The 17,647-nt window shown below is 61.6% G+C and carries 16 protein-coding genes and 1 pseudogene; 16 read left to right on the top strand and 1 reads right to left on the bottom strand.

From position 1 onward, the window contains the following. Positions 1 to 39 precede the first annotated feature (39 nt). From M2A_RS13485 to M2A_RS18535, 13 genes and pseudogenes are all read left to right on the top strand, one after another. Positions 40 to 651, top strand: a complete 612-nt coding sequence (locus M2A_RS13485; RefSeq protein WP_121880313.1) for a PAS domain-containing protein — start codon at positions 40 to 42, stop codon at positions 649 to 651. Positions 652 to 971: 320 nt separating this feature from the next. After that, complete coding sequence (gene hemP / locus M2A_RS18395) at positions 972 to 1,085, top strand: hemin uptake protein HemP (RefSeq protein WP_244444457.1); 114 nt, start codon at positions 972 to 974, stop codon at positions 1,083 to 1,085. 140 nt (positions 1,086 to 1,225) lie between these two features. After that, positions 1,226 to 3,373 (top strand): TonB-dependent hemoglobin/transferrin/lactoferrin family receptor, encoded by a 2,148-nt coding sequence (locus tag M2A_RS13480; protein WP_052379490.1) that lies wholly within the window; start codon positions 1,226 to 1,228, stop codon positions 3,371 to 3,373. A 15-nt stretch (positions 3,374 to 3,388) separates the two neighbouring features. Then, a complete protein-coding gene (locus M2A_RS13475; protein ID WP_045448535.1) occupies positions 3,389 to 4,477 on the top strand; it encodes a hemin-degrading factor in 1,089 nt (362 codons plus the stop codon). After that, positions 4,477 to 5,448: a heme/hemin ABC transporter substrate-binding protein gene (locus tag M2A_RS13470; protein ID WP_052379489.1), complete on the top strand. Its 972-nt coding sequence runs from the start codon at positions 4,477 to 4,479 to the stop codon at positions 5,446 to 5,448. Before M2A_RS13475 ends, M2A_RS13470 begins: the two co-directional genes overlap by 1 nt. Before the next feature lie 5 nt (positions 5,449 to 5,453). Next, on the top strand, positions 5,454 to 6,554 hold the full coding sequence (locus M2A_RS13465; RefSeq protein WP_045448533.1) for a FecCD family ABC transporter permease: 1,101 nt from the start codon (positions 5,454 to 5,456) through the stop codon (positions 6,552 to 6,554). Then, positions 6,547 to 7,332, top strand: a complete 786-nt coding sequence (locus tag M2A_RS13460) for a heme ABC transporter ATP-binding protein (RefSeq protein ID WP_045448531.1) — start codon at positions 6,547 to 6,549, stop codon at positions 7,330 to 7,332. Before M2A_RS13465 ends, M2A_RS13460 begins: the two co-directional genes overlap by 8 nt. Before the next feature lie 27 nt (positions 7,333 to 7,359). Further along, entirely contained in the window at positions 7,360 to 8,100 is a 741-nt protein-coding gene (locus M2A_RS13455; protein ID WP_045448529.1) for a MotA/TolQ/ExbB proton channel family protein, read from the top strand. Beyond that, positions 8,063 to 8,503: an ExbD/TolR family protein gene (locus tag M2A_RS13450; RefSeq protein ID WP_052379488.1), complete on the top strand. Its 441-nt coding sequence runs from the start codon at positions 8,063 to 8,065 to the stop codon at positions 8,501 to 8,503. Before M2A_RS13455 ends, M2A_RS13450 begins: the two co-directional genes overlap by 38 nt. After that, the gene (locus M2A_RS13445) at positions 8,500 to 8,901 is read left to right on the top strand and encodes an ExbD/TolR family protein (protein WP_045448528.1); all 402 of its coding nucleotides are present in this window, start codon (positions 8,500 to 8,502) and stop codon (positions 8,899 to 8,901) included. The genes M2A_RS13450 and M2A_RS13445 overlap by 4 nt, the downstream gene beginning before the upstream one ends. Further along, positions 8,898 to 9,695: a TonB family protein gene (locus tag M2A_RS13440; RefSeq protein WP_081875632.1), complete on the top strand. Its 798-nt coding sequence runs from the start codon at positions 8,898 to 8,900 to the stop codon at positions 9,693 to 9,695. The genes M2A_RS13445 and M2A_RS13440 overlap by 4 nt, the downstream gene beginning before the upstream one ends. A gap of 67 nt (positions 9,696 to 9,762) precedes the next feature. Continuing rightward, positions 9,763 to 10,743: an NAD-dependent epimerase gene (locus M2A_RS13435; protein ID WP_045448526.1), complete on the top strand. Its 981-nt coding sequence runs from the start codon at positions 9,763 to 9,765 to the stop codon at positions 10,741 to 10,743. A gap of 108 nt (positions 10,744 to 10,851) precedes the next feature. Then, positions 10,852 to 11,606: pseudogene (locus M2A_RS18535) on the top strand (SapC family protein). Between the two features lie 9 nt (positions 11,607 to 11,615). On the opposite strand, the gene M2A_RS17525 reads toward M2A_RS18535, so the two are convergent. After that, complete coding sequence (locus M2A_RS17525; RefSeq protein ID WP_052379486.1) at positions 11,616 to 12,731, bottom strand: transglutaminase-like cysteine peptidase; 1,116 nt, start codon at positions 12,729 to 12,731, stop codon at positions 11,616 to 11,618. Between the two features lie 497 nt (positions 12,732 to 13,228). Here M2A_RS17525 and M2A_RS13420 point away from each other — a divergent pair, with 497 nt between their 5' ends. The 3 genes from M2A_RS13420 to M2A_RS17520 form a co-directional block, all read left to right on the top strand. Beyond that, positions 13,229 to 14,650 carry a ShlB/FhaC/HecB family hemolysin secretion/activation protein gene (locus M2A_RS13420; protein WP_045448524.1) on the top strand — a complete coding sequence of 474 codons (1,422 nt, stop codon included), beginning with the start codon at positions 13,229 to 13,231 and terminating at the stop codon, positions 14,648 to 14,650. Further along, positions 14,619 to 14,852, top strand: coding sequence for a hypothetical protein (locus M2A_RS13415; RefSeq protein ID WP_045448522.1), 234 nt, complete (start codon positions 14,619 to 14,621; stop codon positions 14,850 to 14,852). Before M2A_RS13420 ends, M2A_RS13415 begins: the two co-directional genes overlap by 32 nt. Positions 14,853 to 14,978: 126 nt before the next feature. Beyond that, a partial coding sequence (locus M2A_RS17520) for a two-partner secretion domain-containing protein (RefSeq protein ID WP_156101768.1) occupies positions 14,979 to 17,647 on the top strand: 2,669 nt, incomplete at its 3' end.

The following is a 17,647-nucleotide window of genomic DNA, read 5'->3' as shown; positions in this document are numbered from 1 at the left end:
ATTTCCCAATTGTTAATATGGCCTCGCCATGATGTGATCATGTCCGGGAGAGAAATGCAGGTATGGGCAATGCGCGGCGATGTCGACAGATCGCAGGCCAGTCTCGATTTCGAGGCCATGTGGCGGGCCATTCCGAAAAGCGGTTTGGTGCCGTTCCTGCGCGATTTCGTGCCGGAGAAAGTGCCGGCCTTCCTCTCTGAAATGGTGATCATCGAGGTCAATCCCGAACGCCCGCCCTATCTGCGTGTCCGCCTGGCGGGTACGGCGCTGAACGAGCGCGCCCGGTTTGAAATGACGGGGACGGATTATGCGTCCTATCTTCCCGCCGAATACCGTCAGGGCGCCATCGACAGCGCCGATCTGATGGTGAATTTTCCTTGCGGTCTCTGGCAGCTCATGCCCGTTCATTACGACACGGGCGTCTCCCGGCTTCTGGAGATTACGTGCTTTCCGCTTCTGGGCGGGGCGGGGCGCAAGCCCATGCTGATGACTTTCGGCCAAGACCTCGGGTTTCTGGGCGGAGACATGGCGCAGCCGCCTGAAGGCAAGCTGACCGTCGATACGAGCATGGACTATGCCTATATCGACATTGGCGCTGGCGTGCCGCCCAAAGAGGCTCCCGGTCTGACGGGCGAGATCTCCGGTCACTAAAAATATCGGCGCGGACGAAGCGTCCCAGCGGCCCGGTATGTATTTTTTCCCTGAAATCCGCGGAAAACACCCCAATTCCAGCAGGGAATATTTTGAGAATGATTCTCATTGCAATTGAGAATGACTCTTGTTATGAAGATGGCGGCGGACGGAAAATCCGCCGGACCGGGAGCTAATCGGGCAGACGTGTGATGCAAGAGGAAAAACGGCCGGTCTTACGGTTGAAGCCGTCCACTGTGCCGGATGGGGCGCCAAATGGGGTTCCGGAAGGCAGAGCCAGGCAGACCGGAGGAAACGCCCAGGCGTTTTCCGGCGGCCAGGTGCTCAAGACGAGCGATCTTTTCGGCGGGGGCCGGGAAGTGACGATCGATCACCATGGTGATTTCTATCGGCTGCGCGAAACGAGTAAAGGGCGGCTGATACTGACGAAGTAGACGAAGCAAAATGTGGCGGGAGATTTCTCACTGCCCAGACCTATTCATTTAGGCGTCCAAGCCAGCCAAAGCCTGCATCCCAGCACCCAAGGTTAGGTAGCCAGCCAGGACGTCCACTCGCGTTTTTAGAGGGGACTGACATGGCCATTTTTGGGGCTATCGACCGACCGGCATATTGCCGCAAAACTTATACATCCATTCTCGCGCTCGCCGTTGCGGCGCCTGCGCTCAGTGCTGTGGCGGCAGCCGAAGAAGCGGACAAGCGCATCGCGCCGATTTCCGTGACGGCGACGCGCAGCCCGATCGAAGCGTTCGAATTTCCCGGCATGGTAACGGTGATCGACCGCGATGAGATCGAACGCCGCCAGGCCTCCACCCCGGCGGATATTCTGGGCCATGTGCCCGGCGTCGAGTTCACCTCCGGCCCGCGCCGCACCGGCATGACGCCCTCCGTGCGCGGCTTTTCCGGCTCCGATGTCGTTATCCTGATCGACGGCGTGCGCCAGAATTTCGGGTCCGCCCATGACGGCCGCTTCTTCCTCGATCCCAGTGTTGTGGAACAGGCCGAAGTGCTGCGCGGCGGCGCCTCTTCCCTTTACGGCAGCGGCGGCACGGGCGGGGTGATCGAATTCCGCACGCTCGATGCGCGCAAACATTTGCAGGCGGGCGAGAGCGCGCAGCTTGAAGCCAAGACCGGCTATCACACGGCGAACCGTGAATGGCATGTCACGACCAATGCTTTTGCGACGCCCATTGAAGGGCTGGGCGTCGTCGGCTCCCTGACGCGGCGGTCCTCCGGGTCGATCCGTCTTGGCAATGGCGGCGAGCTTGGCGCTTCCGACGACGATCTTCTCTCCGGTCTTGCCAAGCTCAATTACGATCTGGGCGGCGGGCACGAACTTTCGGCGACCTATCTCGGTTTCACCAATGATGCGCAGGAACCGAATAACGGCCAATCCGGTACGGCGAACGATATCGTGGATAAGGAAATAAAGTCCGATACCTACCGCCTCGGCTACAATTTCAAGGACCCGTCCAATTCGCTGATCGATCTCGATGCGGTGGTCTATTTCCAGGAATTTGCCGCCGACGAGCTGCGCCTCGATAATAATGGCGCAGGGCCTGCGGGCGAGCTTTTGAAGCGCGATGTGGAAACCTTCGGCTTCCGCCTCGACAACCGTTCGCGCTTTGACTTCGGTGAGGCGCTGGGCCTGACGCTGACCTATGGCGCGGAAGGCTACAGGGACGAGCAGGACGGGGCTTCCGCGTCCGGCAACCGGGACGGGGTGCCGGATGCCGATGCCGAATTCTACGGCATCTATGCCCAGGCCGAACTTGCCTGGAACAATCCTTTCGGCGTTCTGCCGGGCGACCTCTTGGTCATTCCGGGCGTGCGCTACGACGATTACAAAGCCTCGAGCGCGCTTGCGGCAACGGATACGGAAGACGATTCCTTTTCCCCGAAAGTCGGTGTGAGCTATCTGCCCAACGATTGGCTGGTGCTCTTTGCCAATTATGCCGAAGCGTTCCGCGCGCCGGATATCAACGAGCTTTATCTCTCCGGTGTGCACTTCACCATTCCGGCAGGCACGTTCGGTCCCGGCTCGCAGCAGGCAACGAACCGTTTCATCGCCAACCCGGATCTCAAACCCCAGACGACCGAGACATTCGAATTCGGCGCGGGCGTGACCTTCGACGATGTGGCGATGGAGGGCGACCGCTTCCAGGTCAAAGCCTCCCATTACCGCACGGACGGGGAAAACTTCATCGACCTTGAGGTCACGCAGCCGGCTTTCTTCACCGAATGCAACCCGTTCATTCCGGGCAATTGCGATGGCACGACGCGCAACTTCAATGTAGCGGACGCCGAGCTCGACGGGACGGAAGTGGAAGCAAGCTACGACAATGAGCGCGTGCGCTTCGTGCTCGGCTATTCGCAAGTCGATGGCGAGAACACGCAGACGGGCGCCAAGCTCGGCGTGCTGACCCCGGACCAGCTGCATCTCGACAGCATGTTGAAACTGCCGGAATTCGACGGCCTTGCCGGCTGGCGCATCGAGGCGGCGGATGAGTTCGACAAGGTCAATACTGCCAATGAGCGCCGCGACGGCTATGTCGTGCACGACATCTACGCCGCCTGGGCACCAACGTCTGGCGCCTTGCAAGGGGTGCGGCTCGATCTCGGCATCGACAACATTTTCGATAAAGCCTATGCGCGCGCCTTTACGGACGCGAACGAACCCGGCCGCGACTACAAGATCGCCGTCTCCTACGCCTTCACCTGGTGATGAAAGGACTTTCTCATGTCACAGGCTGTTTCTCCGATCGACCTTTCCGCTCCTGCCACCAGTCCCGATGCGCTCAAGCGGCGCTATGCGGCGATGCGGGCGGAAAATCCCCGGCTGCGCGTGCGCGATGCGGCGCGCGCGCTCGGGGTGAGCGAGGCGGATCTCGTTGCCGTACGTATCGGTGACGGGGTGCGGCGGCTGGGTACGCGCTGGAAAGCGCTGATCGAAGGCATGCCGGCGGTCGGCGATGTCATGATCCTGACCCGCAACGAGGCCTGTGTGCATGAGAAAGTCGGCACCTTCGGCGATATCCGCGTCTCGGAAACGGGCGGTGTGACGCTCGCCCGGGATGTGGACCTGCGTCTCTTCTTCACCAAATGGGCCCATGCCTTTGTGGTGGAAGAGGAGCTCGCCTCGGGCCTGCGCAAAAGCCTGCAGGTTTTTGCGAAAGACGGCGAGGCCATTCACAAGATCTATCTGCGCGAGGAAAGCGATGAGGCCGCTTTCGAAGCGCTGGTCGGCGAACATCTGGCCGATGATCAGGAGCCCGGCCTTTTGGCGCTTGAGCCGCGCGCCCCGAAAGCGGCGGAGCGGCCTGACAGCGAGATCGACCGCGACGCGCTCCTCACCCGCTGGGGCGCCATCAAGGATGTGCATCAGTTCTTCGGCATGCTCAAAGACTTGGGTGCCGGGCGCACGCAGGCTTTCCGCCTTGCCGAAGGGGAATACACGGTCAAGGTGCCGGTCCATGCCTTCCGCGCGGCGCTTGAAAAGGCCCGCGACAGGGCGCTGCCGATCATGATTTTCGTCGGCAATCAGGGTCTCATTCAAATTCATACCGGTCCCGTCGAGAATTTGAAGGAGATGGGGCCCTGGATGAATGTGCTCGATGAGCGCTTCAACCTGCATCTGCGCGAAGACCTCATTGCCGATGCCTGGATCGTGCGCAAGCCGACCGACGACGGCACCGTCACCTCGCTCGAAATTTTCGGCGAGGACGGCGAGGTGATCGCCATGATGTTCGGCGAGCGCAAGCCCGGCCAGCCGGAGCTGGAAGGCTGGCGCGAGATCGTGTCGGAACTTGAAAAGCTGGAGGCACACTAATGGTGCGGAGTGCCTCCTTCATGGGGCGCGCCAAGGTCCTCGGCGCGTTTGCTGTCTCGCTTTCCCTCTCGCTCGCGGCTTTTGCCGCTTCGGCGGTTCGGGCGGAGGAAAGCGGGACGGCGTCCCCGGTTTCTGAAAAGACGGCTTCCGTTGAAGCGCCCGCGCGGGTCTTGAGCGCAGGCGGCGCCGTCACCGAAATCGTCTATGCGCTGGGCGCAGGCGAGCGGCTGATCGCGGCGGATGCTACGAGCCTTTATCCGGAAGAGGCCAAGGACCTGCCGAAGGTCGGTTATTTCCGCCAGCTTGCCGCCGAGCCCATTGTGGCGATGGATCCGGACCTTCTGCTGGTCGTGGAAGATGCGGGGCCTGAAGACGTGCTGCGCCAGCTCAAAGCCGCGGGGATGAATATCGTCACCGTGCCGGATGAGACGAGCCCGGCGGGCGTTTTGCAAAAAATTGGCGCGGTGGGCGCGGCGCTCGGTCTTCAAGAAGAAGCCAAGGCGCTGGAAGCGAAAATCGCGCGGCGCTTCGATGCGCTTGAAACGCTGATCGCCGATGCGAAAGAAGCCCCGCGCGTGGTCATTCTGCTCTCGGCCGGGCGCGGGGCGCCGCTTGCCGGCGGGGCGGAAAGTTCCGCCGATGCGATGATCAAGCTGGCAGGCGGCACCAACGCCTTTTCCGAGTTTGAAAACTGGAAGCCTGTCTCGGCGGAATCGCTGATCGCGGCGGCACCCGACGTCATTGTCGTGCCCTCTCATGTGGCCGAGGCCATGGGCGGCAAGGACAAGGTGCTGGAAATTGCAGGAGTTGCGGAAACGCCTGCCGGGCGCGAGCGCCGTTTCGTGATGATGGATTCGCTGCTGCTGCTCGGCTTCGGGCCGCGCACACCGGAAGCGGCGCAGAAACTCGCCCGCGTGCTGCACCCGGAACTTGCGGCAAAAGCCGCGCAATTGAATAGCGCAGAGCATTGAGGCCCATGTCGCTTGTCGCTGCGATACAGAACAGGCGCAAGGCCGGCGGGGCGGCAAAGCTATCTCCCCGCAGCCTGATCCTTGCCGGCTTTGCGCTTTTCTTTGCCGCCGTCTTCTTTGCCGGGGCGGGGCTCGGCGCACTTTCCATTCCCGTTTCCCATCAGCTCTCAATCATTCTGGACGCGCTTGGGCTCGGCGGGTTTGCGCAAGTCAGCCGGGCAGAGGAAACCGTGCTGCTTCATGTGCGTCTGCCGCGCGTTGTGCTGGGCGCCATGGCCGGGGCGTGCCTTGCAGGCGCAGGCGCAGCGCTGCAAGGACTTTTCCGCAACCCGCTTGCCGACCCGGCGCTGATCGGCGTTTCAAGCGGAGCAGCGCTCGCCGTGGTGGCGACGATTCTAGGCGGCAGCTTCTTGGCTCCCTTTCTCGATCCCGGGTTCTTCTATTACCTGCGCCCGGCTGCGGCTTTCATCGGCGGGCTTCTGGCCGTCGGGCTTGTCTACCGGATCGCGGCGCGCGGCGGCGTGGTGGATGTCGCAACCATGCTCCTTGCCGGTGTCGCGGTAAACGCGGTGGCGGGCGCCGGGATCGGCTATGCGGTTTTCGCCTCTTCCGATCAGGAATTGCGGGACATCAATTTCTGGATGCTGGGCTCGCTTGCCGCGGCAAGCTGGCAGCAGGTCGGCTGGATCGCGCTTTTCGCGCTTCCCCCGCTTGCCGTGCTTCTCAGCCTCGCCCATGCGCTCAACGCGTTTTTACTCGGGGAGCGCGAAGCGGATTTTCTGGGGTTCAACGCGGATCATGTGAAGCGGCTTATTCTTTTCACGGCCGCGCTGATGACGGGCGTCATCGTCGCTTTTACCGGCGTCATCGGTTTTGTCGGGCTTGTCGTGCCGCATCTCGTGCGCCTTGCCTTCGGGCCCGATCACCGGCTGGTGCTGCCTGCGTCTTTTCTTCTCGGCGCCAGCCTTCTGGTGGGCGCGGATATCGCCGCGCGCCTTGCGGTGCTGCCGGCGGAGCTTCCCATCGGTGTCGTAACCAGTCTTGTCGGGGGGCCGTTCTTTTTCTGGCTTTTGATGCGGCAGCGCAAGGAGGCGGGCCATGCTTGAAGTAAAAGATATTTGCGTATCGCTCGGGCGGCGCCCGGTGCTGAGCGATCTTTCCCTCCGCCTTGCGCCGGGAGAAGTCGTGGCGGTGATCGGGCCGAACGGGGCGGGCAAATCGACGCTCCTTTCCGTCATGGCGGGGGCGCGCCAGGCGGACAGCGGCACCGCGCTGCTCGACGGGGCGCCGCTTGCCAGCGTTGCCTCCGGCGACCTTGCCCGCAAACGCGCCGTCCTTTCCCAGTCTCATGCGCTTTCTTTCGATTTTGCCGTGCGCGACGTGGTGGAGCTTGGCCGTGCGCCTTACAGGGGAAGGCCCGAGGCGCGCCATGACGGCGCGGCGATCGATGCCTCCCTAGCCTTTACCGGCGCGGCGCATCTCGCCGAGCGGCGCTACACCACGCTATCGGGCGGGGAAAAGCAGCGCGTGCAGTTTGCCCGTGTGCTTGCCCAGATCTGGCGCACGGCGCCCTGTTTTTGCGACGGGCGCTATCTGCTGCTCGATGAGCCGACCAACAATCTCGATCTTGCCCATCAGCACGGCACGCTGACGCTCGCCCGCGAGCTTGCCTCGCAAGGGGCGGGGGTGCTGGCGGTGCTGCATGATCCCAATCTTGCCTCGCTTTACGCGGACCGTGTGGTGCTGCTGGAGCGCGGGCGCATTCAGGCGGATGGCTCGCCGCATGATGTCTTCCGCGCCGATCTGATCGAGGCCGTTTACGGCATGCCCGTTTCCGTTCTCCCCCATCCCTCGCGCGGCTGCCCGCAAATCATGCCTGCCTGATACGCCTGATTGAGAAGGAATTTCCTCATGAGCGATCCTCTTTCTTCAACATCTCCTGAAAGCGCGCCGCTTGAAACGGCGCAGGCCGCGGCAAGCCCGGAAGCGGCTTCCAGTCTTCTCGATATGGCCGGGGCCGGCGGCCCGGTGCTTTATTTGCTTGCCGCGCTTTCCGTTGCAGCGCTTGGCGTCATGCTGGCGAAACTCGTGCAGATGCGCGGCGTTGCCCCTTCGCGCAAATCCATCCAGCAGGTCTTCCGAGCCGTTGAGGCGGGTGAGATCGATGAGGGAGTGAAGGCAGCGGGCAAGATCAAAGACCCGCTCGGCCCTATTATGAAATCGGTGCTCGAGGAGGCCGGTTCCCTGCCCTTCGCGCTTTTGCGCGAAAAAGCACAGCTCAAAGCGGAAGCGGCCTTGGAAGTGCTGCGCTCGCATCTGCGTTTTCTGGAAGTCATTGCCATGCTTGCCCCGCTGCTCGGGCTTCTCGGCACCGTGCTTGGCATGATCGATGCCTTTCATGCGCTTGCCTCTGCCGGCGGGCGAGCCGATCCTTCCCAGCTTTCCGGCGGCATCTGGGAAGCGCTGTTGACGACAGCGGCCGGGCTTGGCGTTGCCATCCCGGTAACGGCGGCGGTCAACTGGTTCGACCGGCGCGGCGAGCGGCTTGCCCATGTCATGGAGCAGAGCCTGACCCATCTTTTCCTGCAACTCGAACTGAAAGAGCAGGCCCGTCATGACGGCGAGCGCGGCTTCCTCAAGGCTGCAGATTAAAAGGCCGGGGCGGGCCCGGGCGCGGATCGGCCTCACATCGCTCATCGATGTGATCTTTATTCTGCTGATCTTCTTCATGCTCGCCACGCGGTTCGAGGTCTGGCAAGCGCTGGATGTGAGCGCGGGCAAGGCCGGCGCTGCGCCTAGCGAGACGCGGCCTCTCCATGTCAAAATCCATCCCGGCGGCGCATTCGAGATCGATGGCGCCCGGCTGGACGGCGATGCTTTTTCCGCGCGGCTGAAAAGCGAGGATGAAGACGGGTTGTCACCGGTCTTTCTGGAGCCTGCGGGCGGCGCGCGCCTTGCCGATCTCATGTATGGGGCTGAGATCGTGCGCGGCGCGGGCGGGCAGACACTTTCCTTTGTCGATCCCCAGGGGCAGGAAAACGGAGGCGTGAAATGAAGCTGCGCCGTCCTCCAAGATTTCAGGAAAACGAGCCGGCTCTGCCGCTCATCAATATCGTTTTTTTGCTGCTGATCTTTTTCATGATTGCCGGGGTTCTCGCCGAAAGCCCGCCTTTTCCCGTTTCCCCGCCCGGCTTTGAAGAAAAGGGCGCGGAAGGGGAAACGAAAAACCTTCGCCTCTATGTCAGCGCTGAAGGCGCCTTTGCGCTCGGCAGTGAAGAATTGCCGCGTGCGGCCGTGCTGGAGCGCCTTGAGGCGACAGAAGCCGCGCCCGCACTGCTCGACATTGTGGCCGATAAAGAGGCGGATGCCGCCGTGCTTGTCACCTTGATGCGGGAGCTGCGCGAGGCAGGCCAGCATGAGCTTAGGCTCATCGTGCAGGAGGGCGCCGGATGAGGGAGATTCGCTGGCGGCTTTTGGGGCCCATGTGCCTCGCGGCGCTTTTTGTACATGGCGCAGCGCTTGGGTTTTTCCTGCAAGAGACGCCGCCCGGGGCTGCCGCGGCGGGCTCCGGCGGGCTTGCCGTTTCCGTGATTGCCGGCGCGCCCGCGCCCAAAAAGATCGAGACTGCACCCGAGGTGCAAGAGGTGCGCGAAGCTCTGCCCGAACCGGAGCCCGTGCTGGAAGCGAATGCGCTGCCCGTCGCGCCGGTGCAAAAGCCGGAGCGCAAGCGCGAGCCGGAAAAGACCGCGCAAAAGCCGGAAAAGAAACTGAAGAAACCCGAACCGCGAAAAGAAGCGGTGCAAAAACCGGTGCAAAAGAAGCCCAAGGAAGAAGTGGCCGAACCGAACGAGGCCGAGCAGCAGGTTGCCTCCCTTGGCGATGGCGCGGGTGAGGCGCAAAGCCGTAAGGGAGGCGCCGCTCATGCGCTGACCGGCGGGCAAAGCGGCGGCGGCGCGCCGGGCGCGGCGGATTATTTCGCGCTGCTACGCGCCCATCTTGAACGGCACAAGTCCTATCCGCGCCGCGCGCGGCTGATGCGTGAGGAAGGCACCGTCGCGCTTTCCCTGACGATCGATGGAGAAGGCCGCGTGCTGCGCCATGGGATCCTCCGCAGTTCCGGGTCTTCCCGGCTCGATGGGGCGGTGAAAGAGATGGTGGCCGATGCCGGGCGCCTGCCGCGTCCTTATGCGGAGCTCGGCCCCTTTCCGCTCAGCATCGAGGTGCCGGTTACCTTCGACCTGCGCTGAGCCTTTGCATGTTCCTTGCGCGCCCGCGGTGTTATAAGCGGAGGCACAGGAAGGCAAAGGAGTTGGAATGGCGGTTCTGGTCACGGGCGCGGCGGGATTTATCGGTATGCATGTCGCCGAGGCGCTGCTTCGGCGCGGGGAAGAGGTGGTCGGGCTCGACAATCTCAACGATTACTACGATGTCTCGCTGAAAGACGATCGCCTCTCGCTTCTGCGCAATCATCCTGGCTTTTCCTTCGTGCGCGCCGATCTCGGCGAGGAGGGCGCGCTGGAGGCAGGCCTTGCCGGGCGTGTTATCGACCGGGTGGTGCATCTCGCCGCTCAGGCGGGCGTGCGCTATTCCATTCAGAACCCGCGTTCTTATGCCGCCTCCAATCTGACCGGGCATCTCGAGGTGCTGGAATATTGCCGCCACACTGCGGGTCTTAAACATCTCGTTTATGCGTCTTCCAGCTCGGTCTATGGCGGCAACAAGAAAGTGCCTTTTTCCGAAGATGACAGGGTGGACGCGCCGGTCTCGCTTTATGCGGCAACAAAAAAAGCCGATGAGCTGATGAGCCATACTTACGCGCATCTTTACGGATTGCCGCAGACGGGGCTGCGTTTCTTCACCGTCTATGGACCCTGGGGGCGGCCCGATATGGCTTACTTCTCCTTCACGAAAAACATTATGGAAGGAAAGCCGATCCGCGTTTTCAATCACGGCAAGATGCGGCGCGACTTTACTTATATCGACGACATTGTGGCGGGCGTTCTGGCGGCGCTCGACAATCCGCCGGAAGCCGGGGCGGAAAGCCCGCCCCACCGGGTTTTCAATCTCGGCAATAACAAGCCCGTTGCGCTGATGGATTTCATCACCACGCTTGAAGGGCTGATCGGCAAGAAGAGCGAATGGATTTACGAGCCGATGCAGGACGGGGATGTGGTGGAAACCTATGCGGATATCGAGCGCGCGAAAGCCGCGCTCGGCTATGCGCCCGTCACGAATATCGAAGAAGGGCTTTCCCGCTTCGTTTCTTGGTATACCGACTATTCCTCTCGTGAATGACCGGCTCTATTTAACCCTTTTGGCGATTTGTCCTTGTTCCGGCCTTGGGCGGGGCGCTATGCCATAGGAAAGCGCTGATGGGGCGCAACATAGAAGCGGAGAGGCGGCATGAGCGAGAGCGAGGAAACGGTAGCGAACCCTGAGGAACAAAAAAGCGCAGGCATGCCGCTCTTTTATGAAAATCCGGTGCCGATTTCTTTCGAGCGCCATGGCAAGAAGCATCTGGCGCGCCGGGTCGATGCGCGCTTTGCGGCCAAGAGCAATGCCATCCCGATCAATCTTTCCGAGTTCGCGCAGATTTCGCGCCATTACCCCATCGCCTTTGTCGCAGCGGCGGTGCCTTTTCCGGTTGCCGTGGTCGGCATGCGCAATGGCGAGAATCTCTTCGTCGACAAAAAGGCGAATGGGCAAAGAACGTCTATGTGCCGGCCTATGTGCGCCGTTATCCCTTTATCCTTTCCACGACGCCCGGCAGCGATGTGCTGACGCTTTGCGTGGATGAGGCTGATGGGGTGCTGAGCGACAAGGACGGGCTGAACTTCTTCGAGGAAGACGGCACGCCGAGCGATCATGCCAAAGCGGCGCTCGATTTTTGCCGGGCCTATCACGGCGCGGTGGGACCGACGCAGGATTTCGTCAAAGCGCTTTCCGAGAAGGGGCTCTTGATCGAGCGTCAGGCCAATGTCGCCAAGAAGGACGGCCAGAACTTCAACCTGACCGGCTTTCATGTGGTGGATGCGGAAAAGGCTCAGCGCCTGAGCAAGGACGAGCTTGGCGAATGGTGGGGCAAGGGCTGGCTGCAGGCCATCACCGCCCATCAGATTTCCATGCTCAATTGGGGCGATCTGGCCGAGCGGGTGTAAGCGCCCTGCTTACCGGAAACGTTGGCGGGCCGCCGCTTGCGCGGCATAGCGGGCCGGGCGCGTCGGAACGAGACGCACCGGCTCAGGCTTTTTGTGCAGCCACCAGTTTTGCTGGTTCAGCGAGTAGATGGGCCGGTAATTCGGCGCATCGTCAAGGTCGGCCACCGTCTTTTTCTGATTGTCGAGCAGTTTGATCTTGCCGTTCAGCCGGACGAGCAGCACGGCGTGGTGCGTTTTGATGGCTTCATCGTAAAGCACCATGATGCGCATATCCGCCGGGGAAAAACCGAGCTCGACCAATCCGAAATATTTGATGATCGCGTAATCCTCGCAGTCGCCGCCATTGGCCAGAAACTCAGCAGGCGTCTGCCAATGATCGCTCATGCCCCAATTCGATATATCGTCCACATAAGCAATGCCGTTCGCCCAGCTGTTCACCCGGTCCAGCTTTTCGGCGGGTGAGAGACCCAGCGCGCTGTCGATGACGCGGGCCCAATCGTCCGGGGCGCAGGCGCCTTTCGCGCGGCAATCGGCTGCCTGTTCCGGCGGTGTTTGCGGTGCGGGCGCTTCTTTCGTCTGTACCGTTTGCTCGGGCCGCTCTACCGGCAGCAGGAAGTTGAAGACGGGCATGGCGCTCGCGGCCTGCGTTTCTTGCCCGCGCTCGGGGCGGATAAGCGGCACGAGCATCCCTTCGGGCAAGGTCAGCCGCGCGGCTTCTTCTTCTGCTTGTTCGGCAGGGGCCTTGGCCACGGCGCTGCGCTTGGCGGGCGGGCGCAGGGTCGGCGTGCGGTGCCTCTCCGGCTGGCGGGCCGAGGGAGCGGGCAGGGTGAAGGTCAGACGGGCCGCGCTTGCGGCGGGCTGTAGCGCAGCCGTGTCGCCTGCTTTGCCCGTGTCCACTTTATATGCCTGAGAGACGGTATTTTCCTCGCGGCGGAGCGCGGCGAGTTCGGAGACGGGTTTCGTTTCCGAAAGCACCCGCTGCCAGCGCGGAAAGACCTGAAAATCGCCCTGGCCGGGCGCCCCGTCGGGAAAACCGCTTTCAGCTAACGCAGGGGCTGCCTGAACTGCACCTGCCAGGAGAATCGCTCCGGCGCAAAGCGCTGTTATGACGCGCGCGATAGACATGGGACCAACCGCACCAAACTCGTTTTACCGTGCGGTGAGTGTCCCAATTGCCGTTTAAATCGGCGTTCAGCGGGGCGGTTGGATTTGATTCAAGTTTTAGCGCTTTGCCCGGAAAGCGGCATCGCGCGTGCCTACTCTCCTAAGCCATTCTATCTATTGAAATTTGACTGTCTCAGCGCGGGAAAGCGGCTCTGCAGAGTCAAGTTAGAGTCATGGGGCGCATTAACTTTAATATAAAATTATCATTTCTTTAAACCGCTGAATCAAAAGCAAGAATCGGCTCTTCTGTCCGAGTCAAACGGCAACTAACACATTTGTATGATTGCTTTTCACATTGCAACTTTGTAGCTTACGTTAACGAAAAGTTTACTAAATTTTGAACAGGCGGCTGCGGTTTTCCGCAGTTTTGGGGGCAAACATGAAGTCGTACGGGGGGCAAGCTGCGTCTCGCAGCTACTATTGCAGCTCTATTTTATGCAGGTGTGACCAGCGCGGCGATGGCGCAAACGCCGGCAACGGCCGATCCGAGCCGGATCGATGACCGTCTGCGTCCGCGCCCGGATGCGCCGGGTCTCGGCACGCCGCTCGATGTGCCGGCGACGCCCGACCAAAAAGCGCCCGAAGGGGCCGAGCTTCAGAAATTCCAGATTTCCGGCGTCATTTTCGAGGGCAATCAGACCCTGCCCGAAGGCCGCTTGCAGGAACTGGCGAGCGATTATGTCAACCGCGACATTACGCTGGCCGATGTTTATGAGCTGGCCGGGCGGGCAACCGCCGCCTACCGCGATGCCGGTTATATTCTGACCCGCGCCATTGTTCCGGCCCAGCGCATTGGCGATGGCCAGCTGCGCATCCAGGTCGTGGAAGGCTTCATCGAAAATGTGGAAATCGAAGGCGATGCGGGCGGCGCCATGCCGTTCCTGCAAAGCCATGCCAGGCGCATCGCCGCGGCCAAGCCGCTGACGGCGGATGTGCTGGAGCGCGAGTTGCTGCTGGCAAGCGACATGGCCGGCTTTACGGTTCGCTCGGTTCTCACCCCGTCCAAAACCACACCGGGCGCCGCCGATCTGACGCTGGTCGTCGAGCGGGAAGCCTTTGAAGGCTATGCAGGCATCGATAATTTCGGCAGCCGCTATCTCGGCCGCGAGGAAATCGTCGGCGCGGTTTTCGCGAACGATCTTTTCGGCACGGCGGGCCGTGTGGGCTTTACCGGTGTGGTGACGCCGGACGGTGATCCGGAGCTTGCTTACGGCGCGCTGAGCATTCAGCAGCCGCTCACCTCGACGGGCCTGACGCTTTTTGCCTCCTACTCTTACTCCGAGACCCGTCCGGGCCTCGAGCTTGAGACGATCGACACGGAAGGCGAAGCCAAGACCGCCCGCGTCGAGCTTTCTTATCCCTTCATCCGCTCGCGCGATCTTAACGTCATCGGTACGCTGGGCTTCTTCTCCAACGATGTGCGCTCCGAGAACAACGCGGTCAATCCGGTGTTCGACGACAAGGTGCGCAACGTCAATGCGAAGGTCTTTGCCAACCTGCTCGATAGCTGGGGCGGCTTCAACACGGGCGAGAACCTTCACGCAAGGCATCACCGCGCTGGGCGGCTCGGAAAGCGGAGACGCGAACCTTTCCCGCGTCAATGCCGACAGCGACTATCAGCGCCTCAATTTCGAAGTGACGCGCTGGCAGCCCATCGGCGGCGAATTCGGCCTGCTTCTGGGGGCCGCCGGTCAAACCTCTTTCAACGAGGATCTTCTGGCCTCCGAGGAACAAGGTTTCGGCAGCACCTACTATGGCCGCGCCTTCGATCCGTCCGAAATCACCGGCGAGAAGGGCCTTGCCGGCAAGGCGGAGCTGCAATGGTACACGCCTCATCAGGCCGACTTCATGCAGAACACGCAGCTTTACGGCTTCTATGAAGCGGCAGCCGTGGAACAGGTCACGGTGCTGCCCGGCTCGCCGCGGCGCGAGACGATCGAATCCGCAGGCGTCGGCGTGCGCACCGCGCTCTTCGATCAGGTCAATCTCGACCTTTATGTCGCCAAACCTTTCGAGAAGACCGTGCAGGCCGAGCGCGACCGCGACGCCCGCGTGTTCTTCCAGATCAGCTCGAGCTTTTGAAATTGAGATGAGGCGGGGCCCATCCCGGAAAAGCGGCCCCGCGCAAGACAAATTGAACAGCCAAGACCCGTGCGTTTGACGGGGCAATCAAGGAGGGGGGCCGGCGACGGTCCGACAGGTGTCAAAATGAGCATTCAGCGCAATATCCAGAAGTCATTTCTGATGGGTTCGACGGCCCTGACCCGTCCGGCGGCAACGCTGGGCGCGATGGCGGCCATGGTGCTGGGCAGCGGCAGCGCCTTCGCCATCGATGCGAACACGCTGCCGAGCGGCGGCACGGTGACGGGCGGCGCGGCGACAATCTCGCAAAACGGCACGCGGCTCGATGTGAACCAGTCCACCAACCGTACGGTGCTGGACTGGCGCAGCTTCGACATCGGCGAGAATGCTCATGTGAACTTCAATCAGCCGAATTCCGGCTCGATTGCGGTCAACCGCATCAACCAGTCGACGAACCCGACGCAAATCAACGGCCAGCTCACCGCGAACGGCCATGTCTGGGTGCTGAACCCGAACGGCGTCATGTTCGGGGCGAGCGCGCGGGTGGATGTGTCCGGTCTCGTGGCTTCCACGGCGAATATCAATGTCGACCGTTTCATGGCGGGCGATACGCGCCTTGATCTTCTGGGCGCGGGCGGCGGCTCCGTCGTCAATGAAGGCCAGATCACGGTGCGCGAGGGCGGGCTTGCCGCTTTCGTTGCCCCGCATGTGCGCAACAACGGCACGATCCGCGCCAAGGTCGGCAAGGTGGCCATGGCGGCCGGTGAAACCTTCACGCTCGACCTCGCAGGCGACCGGCTCATCGAAATCGGCCTCGGCGCCGAGGGTGCGAAGGCCGAACAGCTCGGCCAGGTGGTGGCCGAAGGCGGCGTGATCGAAATTTCCGCCAAAGCCGCGACTGAAGTCGTCGATTCCATCGTCAATGTGGACGGCATCACCAGCGCGGCCTCGGCGACGGTTGCCGGCGGTGAAATCATCCTGGGCGGCGGTGAAGTGACTGTCGCCGGCACGCTCGATGCTTCGGGCGCCACGGGCGGCGGCTCCATCTCCATCGACGGGGAAAACATCACGACCGAAAGCACTGCGGTGCTGAAGGCGGATGCTACGGATAATGGCGATGGCGGCTCCATCATCGCCTATGCCGAGGGCCACGGCGAATATGCCGGCTCCTTCTCTGCCAAAGGCGGCGCCAATGGCGGCGACGGCGGTTTTGTCGAGACGTCGGGCGAGACGGTTTCTCTTGATGCAGGCCTGCGCGTTGCAACCAGCGCAGCGAATGGCGATGCGGGTACCTGGCTCATCGACCCAGTCGATCTGGTTGTTGGTGCTGGTGAAGCGGCGGCTATTGTTACGAACTTGAATTCGGGTAACGTCGACGTAGAGGCTGAAAATTCCATCACGGTCAATTCGGCGATCGATTCTTCGGCGCAGTCCAACTCTAACCAGCTCGCGCTGAAGGATGAGAATACCGATAACGACCTCATCATCAATCTGAACGCAGCCATCACGCTCGGTGCCAATCAGACCCTGACCGGTGAAGGTACGGTGGTGAATGTATCCAACGCCGCAACGATCCAAAGCGGTGTGGATGTCGCTTCCGCAGCCGGTGCACAGGTGAACGTCGCGGACGGCACCTATGTCGAGAATGTCCGCATCAGCAAATCCAATCTGACGCTTGTTTCCGAGAATGGCCGGGATGCAACGACCATTCAGGGCATCTCGGGCGTTGGCGCGCTCGGGGCCGTCCAAATTGATTCCGGTGCGAACAACTTCACGTTCGGTGGAACCGGTAACGGTTTCACCGTTATCGGTATCGATAATGGCGCCGCTGGTATTGAGAATGCCGCCGTGTATTTCCAAGGCGCTAATAGCGGCTCGACTGTGCAGGGCAACCGGATTACCGCAAATGGCGATGCGGGCCTGATGAGTGAGTATAATGCCGCCGTTGTCGGCTTGACGGTGGACGGTAACATTTTCGACGGACAGGCCTTCACGGGCCCCAATCCGGCCGGTGACGGGTTTAGCCAGCAGTTTACGCTTGCCAATGTACCCCGCCAGCTAGTCGTGATCAGCGGCGGCTCCGGTGTGACCAACACGCAGAATATCACTTTCACCAATAACCAGGTGACGGGGACTGCGGGCGGCCTCAATGGCAGCGGCGATGAGCAGGGCAATACGCTTGTGACGATCGACGCGGTCGGTGCGACCATCACCGGTAACACGTTTGCCGGTACGACGTCGCGTTACGGCAACCAGCTGCGCGCGCGTGGCAGCAACACGGTCATTACCGGTAACACGTTCGACAACGCCAATCTGACGGCCAGTACTTCGCCGCTTTATGTGCGCGATACGATCTTCTCCGGCAACGCAGCCAATATCGACACGTTCGCCGAGCTGATGGCGGCCAATACTTGGCAGAATGGCGCGGCATGGACCGATAATGCGGTCGGCGGTTACTACGCGGTCGTCAAGAGCGTGCAAGGCGCCATCGACATGGCTCTATCGGGCGGTGTCGTGAATTTGTTCGACGGCACCTATACCCAGACGGATACACTCGATGTTTCCAAGAGCGTAACGCTCTCGGGTGAGAGTGAAGCCGGGACGATTATCGATTCCTCCTGGATCGGTAACAAATACGCCATTCAGGTCGAAGGGGATAACGTCAACCTGAACACTTTCACGCTGATCGGTACATCGACAGTGGGTAGCGCCGGTTATGGTATCAAGGTTCAACCGGATACAGGCACGGTCAGTGACCGGGTGCTCGGGCTTTCGATCTCCGATGTGACGGTTCA

The organism is Tepidicaulis marinus, assembly GCF_000739695.1.
Lineage (GTDB): Bacteria > Pseudomonadota > Alphaproteobacteria > Parvibaculales > Parvibaculaceae > Tepidicaulis > Tepidicaulis marinus.
Note: the sequence above shows the minus strand (reverse complement) of the source record. Positions and strands in the feature narration are given on the sequence as shown.